9 protein-coding genes and 1 pseudogene are annotated in these 17,689 nt (G+C 64.9%); all 10 read right to left on the bottom strand.

Features of this window, described 5'->3' with window-relative positions:
• Nucleotides 1-218 precede the first annotated feature (218 nt).
• Entirely contained in the window at nt 219-4,667 is a 4,449-nt protein-coding gene (locus ABDK06_RS14575; RefSeq protein WP_394942339.1) for an FtsK/SpoIIIE domain-containing protein, read from the bottom strand.
• 7 nt (nt 4,668-4,674) lie between these two features.
• The gene (locus ABDK06_RS14580) at nt 4,675-5,385 is read right to left on the bottom strand and encodes a hypothetical protein (protein WP_394942341.1); all 711 of its coding nucleotides are present in this window, start codon (nt 5,383-5,385) and stop codon (nt 4,675-4,677) included.
• 102 nt (nt 5,386-5,487) lie between these two features.
• Nucleotides 5,488-7,329 (bottom strand): serine/threonine-protein kinase, encoded by a 1,842-nt coding sequence (locus tag ABDK06_RS14585; protein ID WP_394942343.1) that lies wholly within the window; start codon nt 7,327-7,329, stop codon nt 5,488-5,490.
• A complete protein-coding gene (locus ABDK06_RS14590) occupies nt 7,326-9,173 on the bottom strand; it encodes an FHA domain-containing protein (protein ID WP_394942346.1) in 1,848 nt (615 codons plus the stop codon). Before ABDK06_RS14590 ends, ABDK06_RS14585 begins: the two co-directional genes overlap by 4 nt.
• Complete coding sequence (locus ABDK06_RS14595) at nt 9,151-10,227, bottom strand: PP2C family protein-serine/threonine phosphatase (RefSeq protein ID WP_394942348.1); 1,077 nt, start codon at nt 10,225-10,227, stop codon at nt 9,151-9,153. Before ABDK06_RS14595 ends, ABDK06_RS14590 begins: the two co-directional genes overlap by 23 nt.
• A complete protein-coding gene (locus ABDK06_RS14600; protein ID WP_394942350.1) occupies nt 10,224-11,705 on the bottom strand; it encodes an RDD family protein in 1,482 nt (493 codons plus the stop codon). The genes ABDK06_RS14595 and ABDK06_RS14600 overlap by 4 nt, the downstream gene beginning before the upstream one ends.
• Nucleotides 11,702-14,281 carry a transglutaminase TgpA family protein gene (locus ABDK06_RS14605; RefSeq protein WP_394942352.1) on the bottom strand — a complete coding sequence of 860 codons (2,580 nt, stop codon included), beginning with the start codon at nt 14,279-14,281 and terminating at the stop codon, nt 11,702-11,704. Before ABDK06_RS14605 ends, ABDK06_RS14600 begins: the two co-directional genes overlap by 4 nt.
• Nucleotides 14,278-15,621 (bottom strand): DUF58 domain-containing protein, encoded by a 1,344-nt coding sequence (locus ABDK06_RS14610; protein ID WP_394942354.1) that lies wholly within the window; start codon nt 15,619-15,621, stop codon nt 14,278-14,280. Before ABDK06_RS14610 ends, ABDK06_RS14605 begins: the two co-directional genes overlap by 4 nt.
• Nucleotides 15,622-15,669: 48 nt before the next feature.
• Nucleotides 15,670-16,641 (bottom strand): AAA family ATPase, encoded by a 972-nt coding sequence (locus tag ABDK06_RS14615; RefSeq protein ID WP_394942356.1) that lies wholly within the window; start codon nt 16,639-16,641, stop codon nt 15,670-15,672.
• 48 nt (nt 16,642-16,689) lie between these two features.
• Nucleotides 16,690-17,689 (bottom strand): annotated as a pseudogene (locus tag ABDK06_RS14620) (hypothetical protein); the annotation flags it as partial.

Genomic DNA, 17,689 nt, shown 5'->3' on the forward strand with positions numbered 1-17,689 from the left:
TCAACCGCCTGATTGATCTTCGTGATCAAATCCTGCATGTCCTCCGGATTATTACCGAGAAACGCTTCACCCATGAGATACACCCTTTCATCAAAGAGCCCCGGAACCTCCAGCGGACCCTGTGCTCAACTAGCTTGTCTGGCCGAGCGATTAATAAGAATCTATAAGAGACTAACTAGCTCTGTCGATGGGGAGGACTCCCCATCGAGAACTACCTATCAGGAACGGTCAAGAGTATTGGCGATCTGCACCTTGAAAGCCTTGCCGCGGCCCACGATATAACCACGCCCCGGCACGAACTTATTGCCTCTGATCCGACCCAGCGAGGTGTTCATCAGGGTGTCGCCCTCGGTGTCACCCGGGTTCAGCAGCACGCCACGGCGCCCGGCTTTGAACAAGCCGGCGATATTCCAGGCAGCTGACCAGGTCGAGGTCTCGGCTTCGCCCACCACCCACTGGCCGGTCTTCACCGCGCTCTTGATCAGGGTGACCAGGTCCATCTCCGCCGGGGAATCGGTGAACTCGGTGACCCCCTCGATGAAGAAAGCGACAGTATCGGCGCTCTGCTCGGTCAGTGCGGTGAGCCGTTCCAGCTCTTCTTTGACCGCGGCGGGCGTGGCATAGGCCTCGTCCCAGACGCCGAGTGAGGCAATCGCGGACTTCCTGGCTCCGAAGTACACCCGTTTGGTCCGCGGCGAGGATCGCTTGAGCGCCTCGGCCAGGGTGACCAGCGCCGTCGTCCGACCTGATCCGGGAGGGCCGGTGACCATCAGTGCACCGGTCGCCGAGACCCCGGCGGGCTCCAGGTTGAAGTCGTCGACGCCGATGATCGCCGCACCGGGCGCGCCAGCGGGCAGCACCTCGAGGTCGATGTTCTCCGGCAGAGCCAGCACCCCGGGAGCTTCGGCAACCCCTTGCCGGCGCATCGACTCGGCCAGCTTCTCCACTTGCCGGGCTTGCAGCGCCAGGTTGGCATTGCCGCCGAAGATCGCCAGCTGGACCTCTTGTTTCTCCAGCAGACCACGCCCCGGTGGGGAGGAGGCATTCAGCACATCGCGCGGCACGCCCATCGACAGATAATCGTCGGTATTGGCCATCCGCAAGACCAGACGGCGCTGGATCGAGGCGGCCAGCGAAGGCGGCAACGACTTCGGGCTATCACCGGCCACCACGACGTGCACACCCATCGGACGGCCGTCGGTGGCGATCTGCTGCAAGGTCTCGAACTGGGTCATTCCGGCCTTGAACTCATAGGTCTCGCGGAAGGCTCCCAGGCCGTCGATCAGCAGGATGATCCTCGCCTCATCGGGCTTGTTCGCCAGTTTGCGGTACTCCGCGATGCTGCCGGCCTTGACCGCGGCGAAGGCTTCGGTGCGCTGCTCCACGATGTCCCGCAGATAGCGCAACAGGCGGCCAGCCCGCTCGTAGTCGTCCCCGGCGATGATATCGCCGACGTGCGGCAGCTGAGCGAGCATCTGCAAGCCGTTGGAAGCAGCGTCGATGCCGTAGACCTGCACCGGACCGCCCCGCGGGGTGATCGCGGCGGCGATCGCGATGGTCCGCAGCGCTGCGGATTTACCGCTGCCGGAGGCCCCGACGATCGCCATATTACCGTCCCGGTCGGGCTCGTAGAACACCGTCGGCTGGGCCTGATTAGCCGGGTCGTCGATCACCCCGAGCAGCAAGCGCTCATCGGTCCGCGGATTCGGCAGCAGGGAGAAGTTGTAGGTGGTCGCCAGCTCTTCCATCCACGGTTTGCGCGGCGGTCTGATCGCCAGTTCGACGGCGGCCTGCGAAATGTTCTCCACCACCCTGGCGATGTCATTGGGTCCGGCATCGACCTCCACCGGCGCCTGCAGTAGCTCCTGCTCCCACTGCGCACCGGAGCCGAAGTCCATCTCCACGATGTCGATGCGGGGGCGCTGCGGAATCCGCGTCGTCCAGCCGCCGGCGTAACCGGTCTGGAAGCCCTGAATCCGGCCCGGACCGGTCTTAGCGGCTCCGCGGCCGGGGATCGAAGGGCTGAAATAGGCCGCCATCGGATCGCCCAGGATATCGCGGGAATCGTCGACGTCGGCCATCCGCAGCGCGATGCGCATATTGGTATTGGCGCGAAGATTGTCCTTGATCACCCCGGCCGGGCGCTGAGTGGCCAGGATCAGGTGCAAGCCCAGTGAGCGGCCCCGGGCGGCGACGTCCACCACGCCGTCCACGAACTCCGGAACTTCCTTGGCCAGCGCCGCGAACTCGTCGACCACGATAATCAGCGACGGCGGAGTCTCCGGATCTGCCTCGCGCTCCATCGCCAACAGGTCCTTGGCTTTCTTCCGGTTGAACAGGTGCTCGCGGTAGTGCAGTTCAGCACGTAGCGAGGTCAGCGCCCGGCGCACCAGGTGCTGTGAAAGGTCGGTCACCAGACCGACGGTGTGCGGCAGCTTGACGCAGTCGGCGAAGGCGGCACCGCCCTTGTAATCGACGAAGAGGAAGGTCAGCCGGTCAGGGCTGTAGGCCGCCGCCATACCGAGCACCCAGGCTTGCAGGAACTCGGACTTACCGGCGCCCGTGGTGCCGCCCACCAGGGCGTGCGGCCCCTCGGTCTTGAGATCCAGGTACATCGGCTCGACGCCCTTGGAACCCACCAGGGCGCGCAGTGAGCCCTGGTGTTTGCGGTTCGGCACCGCGCTGGAAGCCACCGAGTTGTTTTCCTTCCAGCGGTCGGCGATCGGCGAAGTGGCCTCGATGATCTCAATGCCGGCCAGCGTGGCCCAGGAGACCGACTGCGGCAGATCCGAGTCGTCGTCAACGGGTTTCGAGACGTCCACCACGGGGGCGAGCATCCGGGCCAGTTGTCCGGCCAGCTCGGCGTCGACGCTCTCACAGCTGACCGGATAGCTCAGCTCACCCAGCCGCACCTGGCCCGTCGTGGTGCCGGCCTGGCCATCGACCTGCATGAAGTCCCGGCAGCTGGCGGGCAGCGCGGGAACGGAAGCGGCCAGCCAGATCAGATGGATGCCGACGTCGGCACCGTGCTCGGCCAAGCGCGCCAGCCTGCCGCGGTCCACCTTGGCGTCGTCCTCCACGATCACCAGGATGCTCGGCAGCACCGGAGCAGGAAGCTTGTCATCTTTTTTCTTTTCCAGCGGGCCGCGCAGTTGCGCGGAGTTCGCCAGCAGCGAGCCGCCCCGGGCGACCATCAGGTCCTCCAGTTTGGAGAGCAGGATGCCAGCCGCACCCGGCCCTGCCGCCAGATGGTCCCCGGCCATCGGGGAATGCGGCGAGCCGACATGCGGCAACCACTGCAACCAGCTCCAGCGGTGGCGGGATTCGGCGCTGGTCAGTGCGGTGACCACCAGCTCAGCGGGCGAGTGCAGGCCGACCGCCTGCAACACCACTCCGCGGGCGACGTCGTCCAGCACCTCCCGGGGACCCGCCAGTCCCAGCGCGCCGGAGGTCCGCAACTGGGCGACCACGGGAACCGCCTCAATCGTGGCGTACTCCGCTTTGGTCTGGTTGATCACCTGTTGGATCTCCGCCACCGTGTTGTTGGCATTGGGCATTTTGAGCGGAATCCGCGAGGGCTGCTGGCCGAGTCCGAAGCGCAAAGATAGGAAACCGGGGTGCTCGGGGCGGTGCGTCCAGAGCAGCGGCCCGAGCTTGTAGATGCTGTCGACGGTCTCCGCCACCGAAGGGCTCTCGGCAACCCGCACCGCGCGTTCCAGTTGTTGCAGCTTGCCCAGCTGGCCGTGGAATACTTCCAGGTTCTGGTAGAAGGACTCGGTTCCCAGGCGCAGCATTTTCTTGGCGTTCATCTTCTGATCGACATAGCTAGCGATCAGCATCAGCGGCATCATGAAGATGAAGATCAAACTGAAAAGGCTCTGCGTGACGGCGAACATCACGCCGCCCATCAGTACCGGGGCGAGCAGCATCACCAGGGGAAAGCGGGCCGGCTGCGGGCGTTGCGGGCCTTCCGGAATGGCTTGCTCGTCGGGTTCGAACCTGGGCACCACGCGGGGCGAGCGGTTGAACTCCACCATCGGGCTGCTCGGTGAGGAACCGCCGGCGCCACCGAGCGAAACCACGCTGAGTGTGCTGTCCCCCAGGGTGATCTCGTCGTTGGGGCCCAGCACGGCCCGGCTGACCACGAGGCCTTCCATGGTGAGCCCGTTGGCGGAATTCGTATCGACGATCTCGATTGAGTCTCCCACCGTGATCCGGGCGTGCCGCTTGGACATCATCGGATCGCTCAGCCGGACGTCGGCGTCCCGGTCCCGGCCGATATAACTGGTGCCCACCGGAAGGGAGAACTCCTGACCGGCGTCCGGCCCGGCGATCACCCGGAGGGTCGCGGCGGCAGGTCCGCGGTTCTGTCCGGGGGTGGCGAACTGCTCACTCAGCTGAGTGAGCGAAATGGTGGAGCCAGGGCGCAACCCGGATTCCATCAGATTGCCCTCAGGGTCGAGCGCCCGGCCTTTCAGCCCGCCGCCCGCCATCGGAGAATCGTCGACCAGCAGCGAGAGGCGCTCCGGCACCGGGGATCCCTGCCGGGCAGGATCGGCGGAAAAAAGCTCAGCGGCGATGTCGCCCACCGTGGCCAGGCCGTCAACGGTGACGGCGAGGTCCTTGGCCGGCTCCGGATCGCGGCGCAGCGTCAGTCGAATTCTCACGCGTCCGTTACTCCTCGTCTTCTTGTAGCATCTTCATTTTCTCCAGCAGCGGCAGATCGGCGGCGGTGACCAAATGCGAGGTCACCGCGTGCTCGACCAGCCTGGCACGGCGGTTGGTGGCTAGCTTCCCGCCACCGCCGCGCAAGCCCACCACCCCCACCCGGTCGAGTTTGTCGCAGACATTGTCCAGTTTGCGGTTGAACCGGGTGAGCGCCCAGCCCAGCCTCGCAGCGGCCTCGGCGGAGGAGGGAATCGCGGCGAAGCCGGTGCCTTCCCGGCGCAACATGGGTTCCGCGAGCGCCACGATCAGCGCTTTCTGCGAGTCGGTGAAAATCACCGGGCCGATGGTGGTGTCCCCCACCGCATCGGAGTCCGAACTCTGCTGCTTGAAGGACGGCGTCTTCAGGTGCACCGAGAACTCGTAGGTGGTGGGCCCGGCGGTGAAGACCACATTGGTCTGGCCGAAAACCAGCGGGATCCGCGCCCCCGGCGCCAGCCAGGCCTGCATACCGCCACCGGCATCCGCCACTGTGGCAGAGAGGATGCTGCCGGCGTTGGTCAGCCACCAGATGCCGTCGTAGTGGGCGATCTGGAGGAACTTGCGGTGCAGGTAGGGGTTGTCGTCGACCTCCAGATCGCCTTCCCTGCCGATATTGAAGACCTCGGAGAGCGCCGGTTCGTACCACTCGCCGCAAAAGTCGATGCTCAGCTCAGACATCGTTGCTCGCTTTCCTAGAGAAGCTACTCGGGTGAGAATACTCGGCACGGGGCTGGCTCAGCGGTTGAGAACCGCCGTTCATCAGAGCTCCGTTTCGCCCCCTCACTTGGGGAAGCACGCTTTGGTCTCCGGAGACGGGGTGCCGTTTCTTCGGATCAGGGTCACTGAGATGCAGGACTTATTGTCAGAGTTATTGGCGATGAAAGCGGTGGGATCCTTAGTGGTCTTGGGTTCGCTGGTATTGAGCAGGCTCACCGAGGCGTACTGGTAGAGATCGCCTTCCTGCGGGTCCGGGTTCTTCCAGGTCCACTGCGCACCGCCATCGCCGGGTTTGGCGCTCAGGCCGGTCACCGCGGGAACTTCCACACCGAGGTCAATGGCGCTCGGCTTCTGGGTGCTCGATGCCGAGGTGCTGGGGTTGTTGCTGGGCAGCCCGCCGGAGGTCACCAACACGATGGCGATCACCACCGCGACGAGTAGCACCACACCGCCGATGATCGACCACCAGAGCCTGGCCCGGCTCCTGGGCTGAGCGGCCTGTTGCGCTGCGGACTCGGACTCGACGGCGGCCGGGCGGCTCACCGTGGCGTCGAGCACCGAGTCCTCATCCAGGTTCGGATCGCTCGGCGTCCAGCCGCCAGCTCCGCTCCTCAAAGCGCTGCCGGTCAGAGCACCATCAGCCGACGGGGCACTGCTGAAGCCCTGCTGAGCTCGGGCGGCGTTGACGCCGGGTACCGCGCTGATATTGAGCCCGGCTTCCTGGCTCGGCTGGGCTGGTGCAGTATTCCCGGCAGCGCGCTGCACGGTCGGGCTGCTGTCCACGGTCGGGCTGCGGTCGATGGTTCCATCCTGGATCGCATCTCGATCAACAGTTGCTCCTCGGCCGGTCAAGCCACGGTCAAGGGTGCCCCCGGAATCAGCCGTGGACCCCCACTCCATGGCGGGGAACGAAGCGCCCGTGCGGCCTGGACTGCCATTGCCAGTGGTGGCTTCGGGATCGATCGAGATGACGCTGCGTACCCGGGTTTCCTCGGTATTGTCATCCTCCGCTGCGAGCTCCTCGAAGTGCACGTCCTCCTGCACTTCGAAGGGGGTCACCGAGAGACCGAGTTCGGTCTGCACCCGTTGCAGGGCACGGGCGAAATCCTGAGCCGAGGCGTAGCGGGAAGACGGCGATTTGGCCATTGCGGTGGCCAGTACCAATTCGAGTGCCTCGGGCACATCGGCGCGGCCCAGACGCGGCAGCGGAGCGGTGCTGATCCGGTTGATCAGTTCTCGCTGCGAGTTATCGGCGCCGGGTACCACGAAGGGTGAACGACCAGCCAACAAGGTGTAGAGCGTGGCCCCGAGGGCCCAGACATCGACTTTGACGCCGTCGACATTGCGGCCGCTGAAGGATTCGGGCGGCGACCACGGGATCGACATTCCGGCGTCCTCGTCGTCACCGGCGTCCATGGTGCCGGAGATGCCGAAATCGGTGAGCGCCGGACGGTTGTAGTCGGTGACCAGAATATTGGCGGGTTTGATATCCCGGTGCGCGATTCCGGCGCGGTGCGCCGTCTCCACCGCGGAGGAGACCTGCACCCCGACGGCGAGCACCTCATCAACGCTGAACCGGGCCCGCCGGTAGCGGACGTCGAGGCTGGGCCGGGAGCAGTACTCCATGGCCAGGTAGGAGTGGCCAGCGGCGGTGACTTCGGCTTCGTAGATCGTGACGATATAGGGATGGCTGGAAAGCTGAGCCATCAGATTCGCCTCGGATTCGAAGCGCCGCCGGGCGCCCTCGGTCTTCAGATCCGAGATCAGCACCTTGACCGCTACTTTGCGGCGCGGGCGGTCCTGTTCATAGAGGAAGACATCGGCGAAGCCGCCCGAACCCAGCAAGGAGATGTAGTTATAGCCTGGGATGTCCGGCGGCGGTGCCGGGGGGCGTTTGGCGCTCACAGCAGACCTTCAAACCTCAATGACACGTCCTCCCCCAATTCGGCGATATCGCCATTGAGCAGCAGTGCCTGTTCGCCTTGCCCGAGTCTTCGCGGCGGCTGCCCTTCGCGGACCAGCACGGTGCCATTGGTCGCTTTGAGATCGATGAGCACGACGTCCCAGCCCTCCAGCCGCACCTCGACGTGGGAGCGCGAGATATCCCCGGCCTGGCTGCGCACCTGAACCAGCTTCGGCATCCCCTCGCCATTGACCCTGGAGACCGACGGCTGACGCCCGACGACCAGAGATCGATCCAGATCGATGACTTCGCCGGTGGAGATCCGCATTTTGCCCAGCACAGGACGCCGCACCTGCCGAGGGTCACCGAGCATCGGCTGCCCGCAATGCGCACAACGGGCATAGGTGGGCGGGCTGGCGTGGCCATTGGCACAGAGCCTGGCGAGCACCATGACCCCGGTGCCGGGGGCCGGCTGAGCGAGCTGGGGTTCCGTCGCCGGAGGCTCCGGGAGCTCCAGTTCACTGCGCATCACGGTGTGGCCATCGTGATCCGAGTCGTGGGCAGCTGAGGACGGCGCGGGCTGGGCTGCCTGGGCCAGTTCGGGGTGGGCCGCCAGTCCGGCCTGGGCTGAGGCCTCAGAGGGCGGCTGAGCGCTGGCTTTCATCCACGGCACTGAATCGATCAGACCGCTCCCCTGGGGTGCAGGAGCCGCGACCGGAGCGATCGGGTTCAGCGGCTGGTAGTCCTGATCCGCGGTTGAGGCCGCACCGCGGGCCGCGGCAGGCAGGCTCGATGCAGAGTCAGGTTCCGGCAGCGCCCGAACCTGCTCGGAAACGGCTGAGGCCGAGCCGGGTAGCGGCAACTCAGCTTGAGCGTGGCTGAGCTGAGCTCCACTGATTTCCTCGTGCTCGGCGTCCTCATCGGCGCGGATCGCGGCGTCCTCGACCGAACGGGATACCGTGCGATCCCACAGATGGTCGTAGCTCGTGGTGTTATCGGGCGCCTCGGTGACTAAGGGCTCATCGGCATCCGCAGCGACGTTCTGCGAGGTCGCAGCCGAGCCGGGTAGCGGAGCTTCCACAGCGGCCAGGTCGATATTCGGCGCAGCCGGCTCCGCGTCGTCGTGCTGCTCACTGACGTCGGAGCTGACCAGAGTCTGGCTCAGATCGTCTTCGCCCGGAGTCACCGGGGTCGCAGAGCTCTCAGGAAGCGGAGGCAGCTGCACCGGAGCGACAGGCAACCCCGGAACAAGAGGCGATATCGGGGCGATCACTGTTTCCGGCAGAGACGACGGGCGGGCCTCCGCTGGCTGTCCGGGAATGGGCTGCCCGGCGTCAGTGTCTGAGGCAACGGCGGGCAGCGTGGCGGCTGGAGACACTCGCTGAGCCTGACCGATCTGCAGCGCAGAGAGCTTGACCACGCCCTCCGCGAGTGGCAGCAGGGCGGGAAGCTCGCTTGCCGCTCCCAGGTGCAGGGTGAAGAGATCGGCGGCGGGCAGCGAACGTTCGCTCCAAGTGGTCACTTCCCGACCGGAGACCTCGAGTTCCGTCTGTCCGCTGCGCACCGTGAGACTCATCTCGCCGCGCAGTACGGCGCGTGGCTGAGCGCCCACGGTGAGAATGCCGAAAGCGGGCATCCCGGTCAGTTCGGTACCGAAACTCGCGGTGACTTTATTGAGGACCTCGTGAATCAGCGGTTTCTCACCGAGGAATTCCCAGAGTTCGCTAATGATCTCGCCTTGAGTGCTCTCGTCCAAGACGATCACGGTATCTGAGCGGACGACGCCGATCCACGGTCCCGGGGTGTAAGTGGTCTTCATGCTGCTACGCACCGTCCTCTGTGCCATCCGCTGCGTTTTTTGATTCGTCGAGCAGACCTTCGATGATATCCAGCGAGCTCTGCGCGGTCTCTCGCTCAGCCTGTTCCTCGATCGGCTGCCCGACTTCCGGCTCACCGTGCTGCGCTGACGCCACCTCGGCTGCCGGCACTATCGGCAAGCCCCTGGGCAGGGTGTCCGTCTCGACGTCCAATCGAGGGGCCGTAGTCAGCAGATCGGCTTCCTGGAGCACATCGGTGGCATCGACCACGATCACCGTGACATTGTCCCGCCCACCGGAGCGGAGCGCCGCCTGCACCAGGGAATCCGAAGCTTCCTGCGGGTGCGCCAAGGTCGAGATGGTGCGAAAGATCTGCTCATCGGAGAGCTCGGAGGTGAGGCCGTCGGAGCAGATCAGATAGCGATCTCCGTCCTCAACCGGGATCAGCCAGTAATCGGCTTCGATGTCGTCGCCGGTGCCCAGCGCACGGGTGACGACGTGACGCCGCGGATGCACCAGGGCTTCCGCACTCGTGATGTGCCCGGCGTCCACGAGTTCCTGAACCTCCGAGTGGTCGACGCTGACCTGCTCGAAGGTGCCCTTGCTCAGCCGGTATGTCCTGGAGTCTCCGACATTGAAGACCAGCCAGTAGGGGCTGCCGCCCTCCTCGACCAGTACGACGCCGGTAGCGGTGGTTCCGGCCCTGGCATTGGTCAGTTCCCGGATCCGGGCGTCGGCCTGCAACAGGGCGAGCTGCACATCGCTCGCACTGGCACTGCGGCGTCCTGCGGCCAGCGCGGGCGATTCGCTCAGCGTCTTGATGCATTCATGCGAAGCGACTTCACCGGCTTCGTGCCCGCCCATGCCATCGGCCACCGCGAAAATCGGATCCACCGCCAGAAAAGAATCCTCATTGAGCTCGCGGCGCAATCCGCGATCCGTTTGATAACCGCATGTCACCGTGATCTGGTGCTGCGCAAGGTGCTCGCCGGGTTCGGCATCAACGGCTCCGGCAGGGGGCGTTTCACTGTTCTGCACGGTGTCGGCGTCATCGAGAGCGGGACGTCCCGCTTGTTCGCTCATGCCCTGACCACGGTCAAGCTGCGATCCCCGAAGCGCACCGTGGAACCCACCGGGGCGAGCGCGGCGTCCCCCGCTACCAGCCGATTGACGGAGCCCTCGGCACTGACCACTGCGCTGCCATTGGTTGATTGGCGATCCGTGACCCACAGTCCTTCATCCGCGGTGCGGACGTGCAAATGGGTTTTGGAGATGGAGCGGCTCTCATCGGGAACCGCTATTAGCTGATCGATCACTTCACCATCGTATCCAGAGGGATTGCGACCGATCAGCGCAGCGCCGTCGAGATCGACGATTCTTCCGTCGTCGAAGAGCAGTTTGAAGCTCTGAGTGCTGGGCCGGGGGCGGAATTTGGTCTCCCCCGCGATCTCATCGGGGTGCGGCGCTCCCGGCGTCGGAGCCCAGGAGGCCGGTCCGGCGGGTTCAGCGGGAGGCTGCCACTGATTGGGGTTGTGCGAGGGCTGCTGCTGCGGTTCAAAGCCGGGAATCGGGCCCGACGGCGGGAAGGGCAGAGGCTGAACCGATTGAGTACCGCTCGGCTGGGCACCGCTCGGTGCTTGGAAACTCGACGGTCCTGGGACGCCAGAGTTCGGTTCCGGTGAGATCACCAGCGGCTGCTCAACTGGCTGATCGGGGGTCTGCACTGAAGATGAAGCTTGAGCTGACCGGTTACCGGCGACCGGCGAATTGACCGGCATCATGGCGGGCAGCTCGACCGGGGCGAAAGAAGCCGGGCCGTCGATGCCCCCGGAGGTCAGCGGGTCACGCCCGGCTTTGATGTCGAAGACCAAGGTGTGCGCGGCCTTGTCCTGCCAGCCCTGACGTTTGGCGTTCTTGTCCCAGAGATTGGAGATCATCACCAGTACACCGCCCACCACGGCGAAAGCGAAGCCAATCGCAATGATCAGGTTTCGGACGAAGATGGCGAGCACACCAGCCCGCAGGCCCTTCATATCGGTGGTCCGCAAGCCCAGCAGGAGATTACCGAGGGTTTTTCCGGTGCGTGCCTCCCAGATCCAGAGCAGCACCCAGTACGCCAGGCTGAGCAGGCTCGCCGCACCGTACCAGATCAGGAACCAGGTGGAATCAACACTGACGTCTTGATCATTGATCCGGGTGATCGAGATGTTGAGTACTCCGACGATGCCGCCCACGATGCTCAGCACGGCCGGGATCACGGCGTCGATCAGCTTGGCGGCCAGGCGTTTGCCAGCGCTGGCACTGACCAAATTCAACCGGGCCATGTCTTCTCCAAGCTCGTCGATCTGCGGCGCCACAAGCGGCCCCCTGCTATAGGGGGTAACCGGGATAATACCCGGAATCTGAATCTTACGAGCGTTTTCCTGGTCAGCTGGTTCCGCTGCTTGCTGGGTCGAGCGGCCCGCGCGGTTATAGACGGCGGCTCCGCACAGCGTGCAGAAGGAAGCACCGGGAGCCAGGGCTGTCCCGCAATTCCGGCAGCTCAGAGCGGCGGGGCTCATTCGCCCTCCCCCGGATGCCCAGTTCCCTGGTTATCAGGGGCGGTACCGGCGGAGTTGTTCGACTGAACGCCGAACTGCAGGGTTTCATCCTGCTGGGCAGCACCAGACCGCCGAGCTGTCGCGCCTTTCACGGTGGACGCCGAAGACCTCACGGCCAGTGCGACTCCCGCGTCGCTGAGCAGCGAGCGCGGTGAGAACCTGGCCCGGAAACGATGCCAGCGGCTCACCGAGGAGTTCATCTCCTTGAGCGAGTCGTCGACGATGGCCCAGAACCGGGTGACTTCCTGCTCACTCGGCTGCCCGGCGCCGAAGATCACCGAGTCCGCCCGCTCGGCGAGCGCCGTCGTCGTCGGTTGAGCGCTCGGGAAAGCCTCCACCAGGGTGCTCGCGGTCTCCCGGCGGGTCTGTTTGGGGTTCACCGCTGCGCCGAGATCGGTGGCCAGCGAGAGCATTTCGCTCCAGCCTCCACCGACGCGTTGCGCGGGGTCGCCTTCGCTGAACCGCTTCTTACGACGCCGTCTCTTCAGCAGGGCGATCACGATGAAGGGAATCGCCAAGATCACCAAGGGGATCGCGGCGATTCCGATAATGCTCAGAATCTGCCAGATCACGGCCCAGAAATCGGTCTTCTTCTGGTCGCTGTCCAGGGCTTCCGGGCTGCTGTCCGGGGGCAGCTCCGCTTGCTCCTGCGGCGGTGGCGGCGGCTGCAGCACCTGAGGCTTGGGCGAGGAGGCGTTCTGCGGATCCGGCGGATTGGGCACATGGTCTTTGTCCGGCGTGGGGTCAAAAGGCACCCAGCCGAAACCCTGGAAATTCACTTCGACCCAAGCATGAACATCCTGGCCTTTGATCTCCAGGCTGTTCGCGCCGTTACCGGCACCTTTAGGGTCGGGGTAGAAGCCCATCACAACTCGAGCGGGAATCCCGAGATGGTTGGCCATCAGCGCCGTGGTCACGGCGTACTGCTCATCATTGCCGACGATCTGCTTGCCGGAGAGGAAGCTGGTGATGCGTGCGGCTCCGTGCCCGGAGAGGCTGGGTACCTGCGGTGACACTCCGGTGCTGTATTTACCCGCCTGCCGGAAGTAGTTGACAAGGGCGTTGATCTTCTCGATCGGCGTTGAGGCGTCACCGATGATGTCATTGGCCTTGGCACTGATCACCTGCGGCACGTTCTCCAGTTTTGGCATCGTCACGTTTCCGAAGCTCACATCGGTCAGCTGCTTGGGGTCTACCTTCTCAGGGAAGGCCACCGCGACGCTGTATTTATCGCCGCTTTGCACGCCGTCGAGCTTGACCGCGGTATCAGATTCACCGTTCAGGTACAGCGGGCTCTGCTGACCGTTGGCCTGCTGGTACTGCAGAGAACGAGCCACCCTGGCGTCCGGGATGTAGACCCCGCTGTAGTCCTGCACGGTGAAGGAAAGATCGGTGGTGTTCGCACCGGTTGTGTCGCCGTTATTGAGCGCTTTCGGATCACCGATCGGTGCGAAGGCACCGGAACTTGGACCATCGACGTTGAAGACGATGCCGTCGTAGTCATCCAGTGCCGCGAGCCGCACCCGGGCGTCCTTGGGCAGCCCGTTCACGGTGAAGAGCACTTTGTCTTTATCGGTGTCCAGATAACGACGGAAGTCGGTGAGCGGCGAAGGCAGATTATGCGGGTCAAGCGGCGGGATCACCGCATCACGGAGCACCTGCCGATCATCGGCCTGGGTGAGTGCGGGAGTCGCTGCCACCGTGACGCCACCGGCTAGCAGCACCACCACCGCTCCGGCGAGCAGCCTGCGATTTCGATCGGCCTTGGTGGCTGCAGGATTGCCGGACACCAGACCGTTGGGCACGGCGCCTTGCGTGAGGTTCTTAGGCACGGTGCTGTGTTGAGCGGCTTCCCTCCGATAGGCCAGCCAGGCCACCCCGCCGATGCCGAGCAGGGCGCCACGGATGAAGGGCAAGAACGCCTCGGAGGTGCCAAAGGCGATGCTCACGATGAACAAAGCCAGTACGGGCAACATGGTCCAGTAAGGACGGCGCAACCGCCAGGCCAGGGTGCCCGCGACCACCGAGGTGAAGAGGGCGGAGAGGAAAGGCACCACGAGCACGTCCACTGAGCTGCCTACCGGAGCGGCAATGGTAAGCAACTGCTTCCAGGAGAAGACGATACCGAGCAGCAGCCCGCGCAGCGACTGGCCGGTGGGGATGAAGCCGAGCAGGGATTCCTGCGGCGCCGCAAGCGGATTGCCGAGCAGCATATAGGCGACGAAACTCAGCGCCACCATAATGACCAGGCCGAGCCGCCAGTGCGCTCCCGCAGCGGCCAAGACCAGGCCGAGCAGCACCCCGCCCAGTCCGGCGACCAGGTACCGCGGGTCATTGCCGAAGGACGGCGCGAAGCCGAGCACCGCGAGGCCGAGCAGCACGAAGAGCACCCCGGCGTCCAGCCAGCTGCCGAACGCCCCGCGCCCGGCGAAGGCGGAGACCCTGGGCTTGACCGTTGCGGTTTTGGTTTTGACCGCTGTGCCGTTGGGCTGGCGACGTCGTCCGGCGGTGGCGGACTCAGCGTTCGGGCTGCTCATGCCGCCGCCTTTCGGAGGATCAGGGCCAGATCGCTCAGCTCACCCAGGGTGAGCACTGTCAGATCGGCGATGTTATTGCGGCCGGCTTTGGCCCCTGGCAGGCAGCGGATGGCGAAGGTTCGCACCCCCGGTGGCACCGAAGCGGCTGCGGCACGGAGCTGGCTCGGGGTGACCAGGGAACCGACCACGAAGAACATCACCGAAGCGTTGGGCACGGCATCGGACATCTCACGGGCCAGCTCCACCGAATCCTTGAGTCGGCTGCTGCCGTCGATCCGGGTCATATCGTCCATCAGGGTGCGCCCGGTGGCGCAGTGCAGCGGCCCGCGCTGGTTGTGCACGCTGAGTTCGCGCTGCTCCCGGATGGCCTGCCGACCGATCGAGGCGGCGGCGGAGATCGCCAGCTCGAAAGCCTCTTCGCTCTCGTATTCCGAGGTATTGATGCTCAGCGCGATGGCGATATGGGCCCGGCGGGTCTCCTCGAACTGCCGCACCATCAGCTTGCCGGTGCGCGCGGTGGTCTTCCAGTGGATGTGCCGCCGGTCGTCGCCGGGGATGTAATCACGCAGCGCGTGGAAGGAGACGTCTGCACTGGAGAGCTCGGTGGTGGGCAAGCCTTCCAGGTCTTTCAGGAAGCCCGCGGCGGAGCCGATCAGCGCGGTGGTGCGCGGGTGGACGTAGAGGTCAGTGGGCTCGGTCCAGAGCACCTGGCGGCGCAGCAGGCGCAGCGGGTCGGCGCGCACCGAGCGGACCGGTCCGACCACGATCACGGCGCGGCGCACCGTGGGAATGGTGAAGAGGTCTTCGTGGACTTGCTGGGGTTTCATCCTGGGCAGGTGGAATACCGCGGTGTTTCCGCCGACCGGAAGCTCCAGGCTGGCAGGCAGCAGGGGCCTGGTGGAGGTGTTGGAGACAGCGACGCTGCCGACGGCCTGGTCCCCCACTGCGACCCGGGTGCGGGCCAGGTCGAGGTTGATGCCGTAGGAGGAGCGGCCCAAGATGAAGCCGACGGCGATCAGCAGCAGCAAGCTGCCGAGCAACGCGAGCGCCTGGGCTTCTTGCCAGCCGAAGGCGCTGCCCAGGATCCAGAGCGCGAGCACCACCACCAGTACCATCCAGCCGAGCGGGCTGATCGGGGCGACGATCGGTACGAGGTACCTCTTGATCCAGCCCCAGACCTTAGCCCAGATCGGTCCGAGGTACGCCTGCGCGACTTTGGCCGCTTCGCCGAAGATCGAAGCGGGGTGCAAGCGGGTGCGGCTGCCGTTCCGGTGGAACGGTTTGCGCAGCGTAGCCAGAGTGCTCGAGGCGAGCTTTGAGGCCGAGGAGCTGAGAGACATTGCGGGCTTTCTGCGAGTTCTTATCCGCGAGTTCTTATCCGCGAGGTCTTAGGCGCTGGCGCGCTGCTGCGGAGCGGCGACGTCGGAGAGCACCCGCTTGAGGACGACGTCGGGGGTGGCTCCGGCGAATTCCGCTTCCGGGTCCATCACCAGGCGGTGCGTCCAGACCACGGGGGCCAGTTCTTTGACGTCATCCGGCAGCACGTAGTTGCGGCCCTGCGAGGCGGCCCAGACCTTGGCTGCCCGCACCATGGCGATAGCGCCGCGAACGCTCACCCCGAGCCGGGTCTCCGGGGCGTTGCGAGTCTCCTCGCAGAGCCGGGAGATGTACTCCAGCACAGCGGGGTCGGTGTGGGTGGTGGCTGCCAGATCGGCCATATCGGCGACCGCTGCCGTGGTGATAATCGGCTGCATGGTCGAGGTGCGGTCTCGCTGGCTGGAGCCGCTGAGCACCTGCACCGTGGAGGCGTGGTCCGGGTAGCCGATCGAGGTCTTGATCAGGAAGCGGTCGAGCTGTGCTTCGGGCAGCCGGTAGGTCCCGGCCTGCTCGATCGGGTTCTGAGTGGCCAGCACCATGAACGGGCGACCAGCCTCGTAGGTGACGCCGTCCACGGTGACTCGGGACTCCTCCATCACTTCGAGCAGCGCCGACTGGGTCTTGGGCGACGCGCGGTTGATCTCATCAGCCAGCACGATAGTGGCGAAGATCGGGCCCTTGTGGAACTCGAACTTCTGGGTTTTCTGATCATAGATGGTCACGCCGGTGACGTCGGAGGGCAGCAGGTCAGGGGTGAACTGAATCCGCGAATTGGTGCCCTGCACGGTGGCCGCGAGCGCGCGGGCCAGCATGGTCTTGCCGGTGCCGGGCGCATCCTCGAAAAGCACGTGCCCCTCGGCCAGCATGGCGGTAAGGGTCAGCCGCACCACGTGGGCCTTGCCCAGCACGGCCTGGCCGATATTGCTCACGAGCTTCTCAAAGGTGCCAGCAAACCAGCTAGCCTGCTCCGCGGTCATTGTCATGGAGTGTGTCCTCTTGGTTGTTCGAATTATCGTTCTGTTTTGCTTCTGCTATCCGCAGGAAATATTAGGCCCTGACACATGGTGCACAGTATCTGCACGAGCCCAACGTCCGTTATATGCCCCTGCGGATATGTGATACCAGCCACCGCCTGAGCCCCACGGGTTACCGCAGCGATCCACTTCCACTTCGCCGTCCTTCACTCTCAGCCAGGGGAATGCTGCACTTCCTCCACCCGGCTTACCGCCACAGCTCTTAGGCGGACCTTCGTTGTAGATCGAGCTTCCGTTGCCGGTCTCAGTACAGGTGTTGACATCCCCTGCATTCACGGCGATTGTAGTCACCTTTGGCTTATCAGGGCCCGCAGTCGCAGAAGCACTGGCCTGCGGTCCATCTGTACCGACCGAGTTAGTGTTGACGACCTTGATGGTATGCCGCTGACTGAAATCACCGGTAACGTTTCTGCTGCCACTAGCTGGAGCGGATTCCCAGGCTCCGCCGTCAATGCTGATCTTGGTCGATCGAATATCGGCATCTCCCGGCGCGGACCAGGAGAAACTGACTGTTTTATCGCCCTCGCCGCCGCCCTGCCCGCTCACCGAAGCCTCCTTCGGATTGCCATAAGGAACAACCGCATTCGACGGTCCCGAGGCATCCCCGCGATCCGAATAAGCGCTGGAAACCGCGTACACCGTCACCTGGGTCGAAGAACCATTATTCGCTGGCACAGTACCCGTTCCGTTGGAGTTCAGCGGAATCCCTTGCTGGCCGGGGCTGACATTGGCGAAGTAGCTCATCTCCGAAGGCCTAGACCCGTGTAGCGCGGCGCCACTGAGCGGAGTGAACCGCACGCTGAGCTGATTGCCTGATCCTCCGGTGTTCGTCGCTGCAATACTGGGCGCCCCCACCTGGCCCGGTTTGGTGATCGAACGCTGCTCGGCGGAGCGCGGGCTGGCCGGGGAGGTCCCGGCCTTGTTCTTCGCCACCACCGAGAAGAAGTACCCCTCCTGGGCGGTGGGCAGGCTAACAGTGGCGGTGGTCGCCGTCGTC

The sequence above is a fragment of the Psychromicrobium ferritrahens genome (genome assembly GCF_043789415.1).
GTDB lineage: Bacteria > Actinomycetota > Actinomycetes > Actinomycetales > Micrococcaceae > Renibacterium.

What these genes read in the sequence shown, in the direction of transcription:
- ABDK06_RS14580 (WP_394942341.1), bottom strand. Translation starts at nt 5,385, where the DNA reads ATGTCTGAGCTGAGCATCGACTTTTGCGGCGAGTGGTACGAACCGGCG.
- ABDK06_RS14590 (WP_394942346.1), bottom strand. Translation starts at nt 9,173, where the DNA reads ATGGCACAGAGGACGGTGCGTAGCAGCATGAAGACCACTTACACCCCG.
- ABDK06_RS14595 (WP_394942348.1), bottom strand. Translation starts at nt 10,227, where the DNA reads ATGAGCGAACAAGCGGGACGTCCCGCTCTCGATGACGCCGACACCGTG.
- ABDK06_RS14600 (WP_394942350.1), bottom strand. Translation starts at nt 11,705, where the DNA reads ATGAGCCCCGCCGCTCTGAGCTGCCGGAATTGCGGGACAGCCCTGGCT.
- ABDK06_RS14605 (WP_394942352.1), bottom strand. Translation starts at nt 14,281, where the DNA reads ATGAGCAGCCCGAACGCTGAGTCCGCCACCGCCGGACGACGTCGCCAG.
- ABDK06_RS14610 (WP_394942354.1), bottom strand. Translation starts at nt 15,621, where the DNA reads ATGTCTCTCAGCTCCTCGGCCTCAAAGCTCGCCTCGAGCACTCTGGCT.
- ABDK06_RS14615 (WP_394942356.1), bottom strand. Translation starts at nt 16,641, where the DNA reads ATGACAATGACCGCGGAGCAGGCTAGCTGGTTTGCTGGCACCTTTGAG.